9 protein-coding genes are annotated in these 10,024 nt (G+C 75.1%); all 9 read left to right on the top strand.

Going from position 1 to position 10,024, the window contains the following annotated elements; all coding sequences use genetic code 11:
- The 9 genes from thrB (at nucleotide 1) to HL054_RS15180 (ending at nucleotide 9,904) form a co-directional block, all read left to right on the top strand.
- Nucleotides 1-942, top strand: coding sequence for a homoserine kinase (gene thrB / locus HL054_RS15220; RefSeq protein WP_369139856.1), 942 nt, complete (start codon nucleotides 1-3; stop codon nucleotides 940-942).
- 271 nt (nucleotides 943-1,213) lie between these two features.
- On the top strand, nucleotides 1,214-3,454 hold the full coding sequence (gene rho, locus HL054_RS15215; RefSeq protein ID WP_369139855.1) for a transcription termination factor Rho: 2,241 nt from the start codon (nucleotides 1,214-1,216) through the stop codon (nucleotides 3,452-3,454).
- Nucleotides 3,455-3,617: 163 nt separating this feature from the next.
- Complete coding sequence (gene rpmE / locus HL054_RS15210) at nucleotides 3,618-3,848, top strand: 50S ribosomal protein L31 (protein WP_369139854.1); 231 nt, start codon at nucleotides 3,618-3,620, stop codon at nucleotides 3,846-3,848.
- 112 nt (nucleotides 3,849-3,960) lie between these two features.
- Entirely contained in the window at nucleotides 3,961-5,037 is a 1,077-nt protein-coding gene (gene prfA, locus HL054_RS15205; RefSeq protein WP_440347946.1) for a peptide chain release factor 1, read from the top strand.
- A complete protein-coding gene (gene prmC, locus HL054_RS15200) occupies nucleotides 5,034-5,891 on the top strand; it encodes a peptide chain release factor N(5)-glutamine methyltransferase (protein WP_369140036.1) in 858 nt (285 codons plus the stop codon). The genes prfA and prmC overlap by 4 nt, the downstream gene beginning before the upstream one ends.
- A gap of 47 nt (nucleotides 5,892-5,938) precedes the next feature.
- The gene (locus tag HL054_RS15195; RefSeq protein ID WP_369139852.1) at nucleotides 5,939-6,580 is read left to right on the top strand and encodes an L-threonylcarbamoyladenylate synthase; all 642 of its coding nucleotides are present in this window, start codon (nucleotides 5,939-5,941) and stop codon (nucleotides 6,578-6,580) included.
- 285 nt (nucleotides 6,581-6,865) lie between these two features.
- Complete coding sequence (gene glyA, locus HL054_RS15190) at nucleotides 6,866-8,173, top strand: serine hydroxymethyltransferase (RefSeq protein ID WP_369139851.1); 1,308 nt, start codon at nucleotides 6,866-6,868, stop codon at nucleotides 8,171-8,173.
- 4 nt (nucleotides 8,174-8,177) lie between these two features.
- The gene (locus HL054_RS15185; RefSeq protein WP_369139850.1) at nucleotides 8,178-9,449 is read left to right on the top strand and encodes a glycosyltransferase family 4 protein; all 1,272 of its coding nucleotides are present in this window, start codon (nucleotides 8,178-8,180) and stop codon (nucleotides 9,447-9,449) included.
- A complete protein-coding gene (locus tag HL054_RS15180) occupies nucleotides 9,446-9,904 on the top strand; it encodes a hypothetical protein (RefSeq protein ID WP_369139849.1) in 459 nt (152 codons plus the stop codon). The genes HL054_RS15185 and HL054_RS15180 overlap by 4 nt, the downstream gene beginning before the upstream one ends.
- Nucleotides 9,905-10,024: the final 120 nt, after the last annotated feature.

The following is a 10,024-nucleotide window of genomic DNA, read 5'->3' as shown; positions in this document are numbered from 1 at the left end:
GTGCCGAGCGCGGGTCCCGCCGTCCGCATCCGGGTGCCGGCCACCAGCGCCAACCTGGGCCCGGCGTTCGACTCGGCGGGGCTGGCGCTGTCCTGCTGGGACGACCTGGACGTCGCGGTCACCGGCGGCGGCCTGGACGTGCAGGTCAGCGGTGCCGGGGCCGGGGAGCTGCCCACCGACGAGTCGCACCTGGTCGTGCAGGCGTTCCGGGCGGCCTGCGCCGAGCTCGGCTGGTCGCCGGCGGGGCTGCGGCTCACCGCGCGCAACGGCATCCCGCAGGGGCGGGGGATGGGCTCGTCGGCCGCTGCGGTGACCGCCGGGGTGCTCGCCGCCTGGTCGCTGTGCCCGGACGTCGCCGGGGTCGACGACGCGGCGGTGCTCCGGCTGTGCTCGGAGATCGAGGGCCACCCGGACAACGTCGCCCCGTGCCTGCTGGGCGGGGCGACGCTGTCCTGGACGACGTCGACCGGTGCCCGCGCCGCCCGGCTGACCGTCGACCCGCGGGTGGCGCCGGTGCTGTTCGTGCCGAGCGGGACGCTGGCCACCCACGTCGCCCGGGGCCTGCTGCCGGCGACCGTGCCGCACGCCGACGCCGCGCACGCCGCGGGCCGGTCGGCGCTGCTGGTGCACGCCCTCACCCGTGAGCCCGCGCTGCTGCTCGAGGGCACCGAGGACCGGCTCCACCAGGCCCAGCGGGCCCCGGCGATGCCGGAGAGCGCCGCGCTGCTCACCCGTCTGAGGGACGGCGGGCACGCCGCCGTCGTCTCCGGTGCCGGGCCCTGCGTGCTGACCCTGGCCGTGCTCGGCCACGACGAGCACGCCGGCGACCCGTCGTCCGCCGCCCAGGTCAGGGAGCTGCGCGCGCTCACCCCGGCGGGCTGGGAGTGCCGCCCGCTGCGCGTCGACCACACCGGCGCGGTCGTGACCCCCGCCGGGAGCTGATCACGATGCGGTATCGTTTCGGGCGTCCGGAACACACCCGTGGGGGATCGTGTTGTGGACGATGTCAGCCCGTGTCTAGGCTGACGACGTAGCCGCCTCCGGGCGTTGCTCCAGGTGGGGCGTAGGCCGCGATCCGTCGCCGCCCGACCCGCATCCACAGACCCGTACCTCCCGATCGACGAGCCGAGTCCAGTCCAGGGCTCTCGCCGTCGCGGAGATGGGTCACCCCCTGCGCTGGTAGGCGCAGGTCACCGCAGGGAAGGACCTGTACGTGAGCGAGACCACCGACCTCATCGACGGCGCGCCGTCCGACGAGGCAGCTGCCGCCGCCGGGACGGCTCCCCGTTCCCGCCGCCGTGGCAGCGGGCTGTCCGGGATGCTGCTGCCCGAGCTGCAGCGCCTGGCCGGCGAGCTGGGCATCCCCGGCACCGCGAAGATGCGCAAGAGCGACCTGGTCGCCGCCATCTCCGAGCGGCAGGTCGGGTCGAACGGCACGGCGAGCACGCCGGCCGACACCTCCTCGGCGGCCCCGGCGCAGCCCACCGCCGCAGCCGAGACCCCGGCCGCGCCGGAGACCACGGCACCGCTGGAGGCCCCGGTCTCCGGTGGCGCCAACGGCAGCCCGGTGACCGCGCCGTCGGCCAGCACCGCCGACGCCCCCGTGGACGCCCCCGTGGACGCCCCGGCCGCCGAGGCGCCGGCCACCGGCCGCCGTCGCCGTGGCGCGTCCCGCCCGGCCGGTGCGCCGACCGCGGACGCCGAGGCCCCGGCGTCCACCGACGCCCCGGTGAGCGGCGAGTCCGCTCCCGAGACCGCCCAGACCCCGCCCGCCGAGGGCGAGCGCCCGCAGCGGAGCCGCAACCGGGACCGCGGCGAGCGGGCCACCCGCGACGACCGCGACCGGGACGGCGGCGGCCGCACCGCCGAGCGTGACGGTGCCGCCCGTGACGGTGCTTCCCGTGACGGTGCTTCCCGTGACGGTGCTTCCCGTGACGGTGCTTCCCGTGACGGTGCTTCCCGTGACGGCGACGAGCGCGGCGGCCGCACCCGGACCGACGGCGACGCCGGTGGGCGCAACGGCCGCAACCGCACCGAGGGCGCCCGCGACGGCGCCCGTGACGGCGCCCGGGACGGTGCCCGGGACGGCGCCCGGGACGGTGGCCGCGACGGCAACCGCACGGAGGCCCCGGCCCGCACCGAGCCCCGCAACGACTCCCGCAACGAGCCCCGGCCCGACGAGGACGACGACGACTTCGAGGGTGGTGGCCGCGGTCGCCGTGGCCGCCGGTACCGCGACCGCAACCGCCGTGGCGGCAACGCCGGCGGTGGCCGCGAGCGCTTCGACCAGTCCGAGCCCACGGTCAGCGAGGACGACGTCCTGCTGCCGGTCGCCGGCATCCTGGACGTGCTGGACAGCTACGCCTTCGTCCGCACCTCCGGCTACCTGACCGGCCCGAACGACGTCTACGTGTCGCTGTCGCAGGTGCGCCGTTACGGCCTGCGCCGCGGCGACGCGATCACCGGTGCGGTCCGCCAGCCCCGCGAGGGCGAGCGCAAGGACAAGTACAACGCGCTGGTGCGGCTGGACTCGGTCAACGGGCTGGACCCCGAGCAGGCCCGCAACCGGCCGGAGTTCACCAAGCTGACCCCGCTCTACCCGCAGGACCGCCTGCGGCTGGAGACCGAGTCGCACCTGATGACGACGCGGATCATGGACCTGGTCATGCCGATCGGGAAGGGCCAGCGCGCCCTGATCGTCAGCCCGCCGAAGGCCGGCAAGACCATGGTGCTGCAGTCGATCGCCAACGCGATCTCGACGAACAACCCCGAGGTCCACCTCATGGTCGTGCTCGTCGACGAGCGGCCCGAGGAGGTCACCGACATGCAGCGCTCGGTGAAGGGCGAGGTCATCGCCTCGACCTTCGACCGGCCGCCGGCCGACCACACCACGGTCGCCGAGCTGTCCATCGAGCGGGCCAAGCGCCTGGTCGAGATGGGCCACGACGTCGTCGTCCTGCTGGACTCGATCACCCGGCTGGGCCGCGCCTACAACCTGGCGGCCCCCGCCAGCGGGCGCATCCTCTCCGGTGGTGTCGACTCCACGGCGCTCTACCCGCCGAAGCGCTTCCTCGGTGCCGCCCGCAACATCGAGAACGGCGGCTCGCTGACGATCATCGCCTCGGCGCTGGTCGAGACCGGCTCCACGATGGACACGGTCATCTTCGAGGAGTTCAAGGGCACCGGTAACGCGGAGCTGAAGCTGGACCGCCGCCTCGCCGACAAGCGGGTCTTCCCGGCCGTCGACGTGAACGCCTCCAGCACCCGCAAGGAGGAGATCCTCCTCTCGCCCGACGAGCTGGCGATCGTGATCAAGCTCCGCCGGGTGCTGTCGGCGCTGGAGCCCCAGCAGGCGCTGGAGCTGCTGCTCGACCGGATGCGGAAGACCCGCAACAACATCGAGTTCCTGATGCAGGTGCAGAAGACCACGCTCGGCGTGGGCGACAAGGAGTAAGGACCCCCTCGCCCCCCACCGCTCGCAAGCTCGCGGTGGGACCCTGCGAGGGGGCCGCTCCAGCACCTCACCAGGCCCGTACACTGGCCGATCGAGCCTCCGCCGCTGCACGTCGGCGGCGTCCGAACCACCAGACCCGAGACCAGAGAGAGGGTGCACCGGCATGAAGGCCGACATCCACCCGGACTACCACGTCACCCAGGTGACCTGCGGTTGCGGCAACACGTTCACCACCAAGAGCACGGCGCCCGGCGGCGTGATGACCGTCGAGACCTGCTCGGCCTGCCACCCCTTCTACACGGGCAAGCAGCGCATCCTGGACACCGGTGGCCGCGTCGCCCGCTTCGAGAAGCGGTTCGGCAAGCGCGCCTCCGGCGCCTCCGCCGACAAGTAGCACCCCCGACGGCGCCCGCGCCGCCCTGCAACCAGGGCGGCGCGGGCGCCGTCGTCATGTCCGCCACCGCACCACCTGCGCCCGAGCGCGCGACACCACCTGAGGAGCCATCGTGAGCAGTGCCGAGACCGGCAGCGACCGGCTCGCCGGCCTGCTGGCCGAGCACCGCGAGCTGGAGGCCGAGCTGGCCGACCCGGCGGTGCACGCCGACGCGGCCCGCGCCCGCCGGCTGGGCCGCCGGTACGCAGCGCTCGCCCCGGTCGTCGAGACCGCTCGCGCGCTGGACGCCGCCCGCGACGACCTGGGCACCGCCCGCGAGCTCGCCGGGGAGGACGCCTCGTTCGCCCGGGAGGCCGAGCAGCTCGAGGACACCGTCACCGGGCTCACCGCCCGGCTCACCGAGCTGCTGCTGCCCAAGGACCCCGACGACGACAAGGACGTCATCCTCGAGATCAAGGCGGGGGAGGGCGGCGCGGAGTCCGCGCTGTTCGCCGGCGACCTGCTGCGGATGTACCTGCGCTACGCCGAGCGGCGCGGCTGGGCCACCGAGGTCCTGGACGCCGTCGACGCCGAGCTCGGCGGGTACAAGGACGTGGCGGTGGCGATCAAGTCCCGCACCGACGAGGGCATCTTCTCCCGGCTCAAGTTCGAGGCCGGCGTGCACCGGGTGCAGCGGGTGCCGGTCACCGAGGCGCAGGGCCGGATCCACACCTCGGCCGCCGGCGTCCTGGTGCTGCCCGAGGCCGAGGAGGTCGACGTGACCGTCGACCCCAACGACCTGCGCATCGACGTCTTCCGCTCGTCCGGCCCGGGCGGCCAGAGCGTCAACACGACCGACTCCGCCGTCCGGATCACCCACCTGCCGACCGGCATCGTGGTGAGCTCGCAGAACGAGAAGAGCCAGCTGCAGAACCGCGAGTCCGCGCTGCGGGTGCTCCGCTCCCGGCTGCTGGCCGCCGCCCGCGACGAGGCGGCCGCCACCGCGTCGGACCAGCGGCGCAGCCAGGTGCGCACGGTCGACCGGAGCGAGCGGGTGCGCACCTACAACTTCCCGGAGAACCGGATCGCCGACCACCGGGTCGGCTTCAAGGCGCACAACCTGGACGCCGTCCTGGACGGCGACCTGGACCCGGTGCTCGACGCCCTCACCACGGCGCACACCGCCGAGCTGCTGGCGGACGGCTCCTGAACGCGCGCACGCTGCTCGCCGAGGCGGCCCGCCGGCTCGCCGGGGCCGGCGTCGAGTCGCCGCGGGTGGACGCCGAGCTGCTGCTGGCCGCGGCCCTCGGCGTGCCGCGGGGCCGGCTGCTCACCCTGGACGACGTCGCGCCCGGGCCCGCCGCCCGGTTCAGCGGCTGGGTCGACCAGCGGGCCTCCCGGGTGCCGCTGCAGCACCTCACCGGCACCGCGCCGTTCCGGCACGTCGAGCTCGCCGTCGGCCCCGGGGTCTTCGTGCCCCGGCCGGAGACCGAGCAGGTCGCCGGCTGGGTGCTCGACCGGATCGCCGGGCTCGCCGCCCCGACCGTCGTCGACCTGGGCACCGGCTCCGGCGCGATCGCCCTGGCCGTGGCCAACGAGCACCCCGGTGCGCGGGTCGTGGCCGTCGAGCGGGACCCCGGGGCGATCGAGTGGACCCGGCACAACGCCGCCGCCCGCACCGCGGCCGGCGACACCCCGGTCGAGGTGCTCGGCGGCGACATGACCGATCCGCAGCTGCTCCGCGAGCTCGACGGTGCGGTCGACGTCGTCGTCTCCAACCCGCCGTACGTGCCCGACGACGCCCGGCTGCCCCGCGAGGTGGCCGAGCACGACCCGCCGCTGGCGCTGTGGGGCGGACCGGACGGGCTCGACGTCGTCCGCGGGCTGCTGGTGACCGCCGCCCGGCTGGCCCGGCCCGGGGGCTGGCTGGGCATCGAGCACGCCGACCAGCAGGGCGGTGCGCTGCCGGCGCTGGTGCGCGCCTCCGGCGGCTGGACCGGCGTCGCCGACCACCCCGACCTGGCCGGGCGGCCGCGCTACACGACCGCGCAGCGCGCCGGCTGACCTACCGCTGCGAGGCGCCGACCCCGGGTGGGGGAGACTCCGGACCCGTGGCCGACGTCTTCGACTGCAGCGACCCCGACCAGCGCGAGGCCGGGCTGACCGCCGCGACCGGCGCGCTCTCCCGGGGCGAGCTGGTCCTCCTGCCCACCGACACCGTGTACGGGGTGGCCGCCGACGCCTTCACCCCGGCCGCCGTCACCCGGCTGCTCGCCGCCAAGAACCGGGGCCGCTCGATGCCGGTGCCGGTGCTGGTCGGCGAGGCGTCGACGCTGGCCGGTCTGGTGGCGACCATCCCGCCGGTCGCGCACGACCTCGCCGAGGCGTTCTGGCCCGGCGGCCTGACCCTGGTGGTCGAGCACGCCCCCTCGCTGGCCTGGGACCTCGGCGAGGCCGAGGGGACGGTCGCCGTCCGGCTGCCCGACGACGACGTGGCGCGCGACCTGCTCCGGCGCACCGGCCCGCTGGCCGTGTCCAGCGCGAACCGCTCGGGCCGGCCGGCGGCGACCACCGCGGCCGAGGCGCAGTACCAGCTGGGCGAGCACGTCGCCGTCGTGCTGGACGGCGGCCCGCGCACCGGCTCCGCGGCCAGCACGATCGTCGACTGCACCTCCCCGGTGCCGCGCGTGCTCCGCCTCGGCGCGATCGACGTCGACCGCCTCCGCGAGGTCGTCCCCGGCATCACCGACTGACGACGGACCCCGCTGCCCCCACCGCTCGCAGGCTCGCGGCGGGCCCCTGCAGCGGGGCCACGGGTCCGGACCCGCGGTGCGCAGCACCGCTGCGCGAGGGCGTCGCGGACCCGGAGGGTCCCGGCGCGATCGCACCCGACGGCTCCACGCCACGGGGGAACGTCACGTGGCCGCGGTGCGGTCCGGAGGACCGCGGTGTCACAGCGATACCGTGGTGCGACAGCCGCGCGCCCCTCGTCCCGGTGCTCGCGGGCGCCCGCACCGAACAGCAGGAGTGCACCCGCGATGAGCACCCCGGCCCCGACCCCCTACTGGGGGCCCGACTTCGACGCCCTGGCGGCCTTCGACCCGGAGATCTCCGGCGTCGTCGTCGACGAGCTCGACCGCCTCCGCAGCGGTCTGCAGCTGATCGCGAGCGAGAACTTCACCAGCCCCGCGGTGCTCGCGGCGCTCGGCAGCACGCTGTCGAACAAGTACGCCGAGGGCTACCCGGGACGCCGCTACTACGGCGGCTGCGAGGTCGTCGACCGGGCCGAGTCCCTGGGCATCGCCCGGGCCAAGGAGCTGTTCGGCGCCGACCACGCCAACCTGCAGCCGCACTCCGGGGCGAGCGCCAACCTGGCCGCCTACGGGGCGTTCCTGGAGCCCGGCGACACCCTGATGGGCATGGCGCTCCCGCACGGGGGGCACCTGACCCACGGCACCAAGGTGTCCTTCTCCGGCAAGTGGTTCAACGCCGTCCAGTACGGCGTCGACCCGGTGACCGAGCACATCGACTACGACCAGGTCCGGGACCTGGCCCGCGAGCACCGGCCGAAGCTCATCGTCGCGGGCGGCTCGGCCATCCCGCGGCTGATCGACTTCGCCGCCTTCCGCGAGATCGCCGACGAGGTGGGGGCGGTCTTCATGGTCGACGCGGCCCACTTCATCGGCCTGGTGGCCGGCAAGGCGATCCCCTCGCCGGTGCCGTACGCCGACGTCGTCACCTTCACCACCCACAAGGTGCTGCGCGGCCCCCGCGGCGGCGCCATCGTCTGCAAGGCCGAGCACGCCAAGGCGATCGACAAGTCGGCCTTCCCGATGATGCAGGGCGGCCCGCTGATGCACGCCGTCGCGGCGAAGGCGGTGAACCTCAAGGAGTGCCTGCAGCCGGAGTACCAGGCCTACGCCCGGCAGGTGGTCACCAACGCCCAGGCGCTCACCGAGGGCCTGGCCGCCGAGGGGCTGCGACCGGTCGCCGGCGGCACCGACACCCACCTCGCACTGCTGGACCTGCGCGAGGTCACCGACACCGCCGGCGAGCTCGTCACCGGCAAGGTCGCCGAGGCCCGCTGCGACGCCGCCGGCATCGTGCTGAACAAGAACGCCATCCCCTTCGACCCGCAACCGGCCTCGGTCGCCTCGGGCATCCGGGTGGGCACCCCGTCGGTCACCACGCAGGGCATGGTCGAGGGCGACATGAAGCAGGTCGCGTCGCTGATCGGCACGGCCATCCGGGACGCCGACGGCTCCCGCACCGCCGAGGTCGCCGCCGCCGTCCGCGAGCTGGTCGGGGCGCACCCCGCCTACCCCGAGCCGACCCGAGCCGTCTGACCTCATGCGCGAGTACGCCGTCGTCCTCCTCGCCGCCGCGATGGTCACGTTCCTGGCCACCCCGGTGGTGCGGGTGGCGGCGGTCCGCTTCCGGGTGATGGCCGCGGTCCGCGACCGCGACGTCCACGTGATCCCCACCCCGCGGGGCGGGGGAGTGGCGATGTACCTGGGGGTCGCGGCCGGGGTGCTGGTGGCCTCGCAGCTGCCGTCGCTGCAGCGGAGCTTCGAGTTCAGCACGCAGACCATCGCCGTCCTGGTCGCCGGTGGGCTGATCTGCCTGCTCGGCGTCCTGGACGACCGGTTCGGGCTGGACGCGCTGACCAAGTTCACCGGTCAGATCGCGGCGGCCGGGGTGATGGTGCTGCTCGGCGTCCAGCTGGCGTTCCTGTTCCTGCCGGTCGCCGACATCGGCACGCTGTCCCTGGGGTCGGACGTCGGGGTGCCGGCGACCATCCTGCTGACCGTCCTCACCGTCAACGCGCTGAACTTCATCGACGGGCTGGACGGGCTGGCGGCCGGGGTCTCGGCGATCGCCGCGCTGGCGTTCTTCGCCTACAGCTACCACCTCGGGCTGGTCGGCTACGACGACGTGGCCAGCGCCCCCGCGCTGATCACGGCCGTGCTGGCCGGCGCCTGCCTGGGCTTCCTGCCGCACAACTTCAGCCCGGCGCGGATCTTCATGGGCGACTCCGGCTCGATGCTGGTCGGCCTCATGCTGTCGGCCGCCGCGGTGTCGGCGACCGGCCAGACCGACTCCCAGACCCTGGGCTCGGCGGCCAGCCTGCTGCCGCTGACCCTGCCGCTGCTCGTGCCGATCGCGGTGCTCTTCATCCCGTTCATCGACCTGCTGATGGCCGTGGTCCGGCGCACCCGCCGCGGCCAGTCGCCGTTCAGCCCGGACAAGATGCACCTGCACCACCGGCTGCTGTCGATCGGCCACTCGCACCGCCGGGCGGTGCTGATCATGTACTTCTGGGCGGCGCTGCTCAGCTTCGGCGCGGTGGCCCTGTCGATCACCGGGGGCACGGTCGAGGTGCTGGTCATCATCGCCGCCCTGCTGGTGGTGGGCGTGGTGGTGGTGCTGAGCCCGCGGGCCCGGCGGGCGGCCATCGCCGCGCGGCAGGCCGAGCTGGCCGCGCTCAAGGAGCGCAGCAAGGCCGCGCACCCGGCCAGCCGGGTGAGCCGCGGCGGGCCGCCGGGGCCGGGTGGGCCCGTCGGCGGTGCCCCGGCACCGGGGCCGCTGCCGACCGGCCGGGCGGCGGGGGTGCGGCGGTGAGCGGCCTGTTCCCCGAGCGCACCGGGCCGCGGAGCGACGCGCCCTGGGACCTGTCGTTCCTCCGGGTGGGCGCCCTGGCCGCCCTGGCGGTCACCGCCGTGGCCGTGCCGGTCACCGGGCTGCTGGCCGGCTGGCCCCAGGCGGTGGGCGTCCTGGTCGGCGCCGCCGTGGTCACCGCCTTCTTCTGCGTGTCCGGCCTGGTCATCGCCTGGGCCGGGAAGATCGACGACACGTACACGCTGCCCGCGGCGCTGGGCACCTTCGGGGTCAAGGCGCTGGTGCTCTTCGCGGTGCTGAACGCCCTGCCGGAGGACGGCTGGCTGGACCGCCGGGCCTTCGCCTGGGCGGTCATCGCCGGGGCGCTGCTGTGGAGCGCGGTCCAGCTGCGCTGGGTGTGGACCCGGCAGCTGTACTACGTGCCGCCGCCGGCCCCGCCGCGGACCTCGGCGGACTGAACCGTCCGGGGGGCGGAAGTGCCGGAATTCCGCCCGACAGGCGGCTGATAGGGTCCCGATCAATGGCCGAGGACACTCCCACACCCGGGGGCGCCCGACCACGACCTGCAGGTCCAGCTC

Origin of the sequence: Modestobacter versicolor (genome assembly GCF_041028285.1) — a bacterium.
GTDB lineage: Bacteria > Actinomycetota > Actinomycetes > Mycobacteriales > Geodermatophilaceae > Modestobacter > Modestobacter versicolor_A.
This window is presented reverse-complemented; position numbering and strand designations above follow the sequence as displayed.

Coding starts and splice junctions, on each gene's coding strand:
- HL054_RS15185 (WP_369139850.1), top strand. CDS start 8,178: ATGCGCGAGTACGCCGTCGTCCTCCTCGCCGCCGCGATGGTCACGTTC.
- rpmE (WP_369139854.1), top strand. CDS start 3,618: ATGAAGGCCGACATCCACCCGGACTACCACGTCACCCAGGTGACCTGC.
- glyA (WP_369139851.1), top strand. CDS start 6,866: ATGAGCACCCCGGCCCCGACCCCCTACTGGGGGCCCGACTTCGACGCC.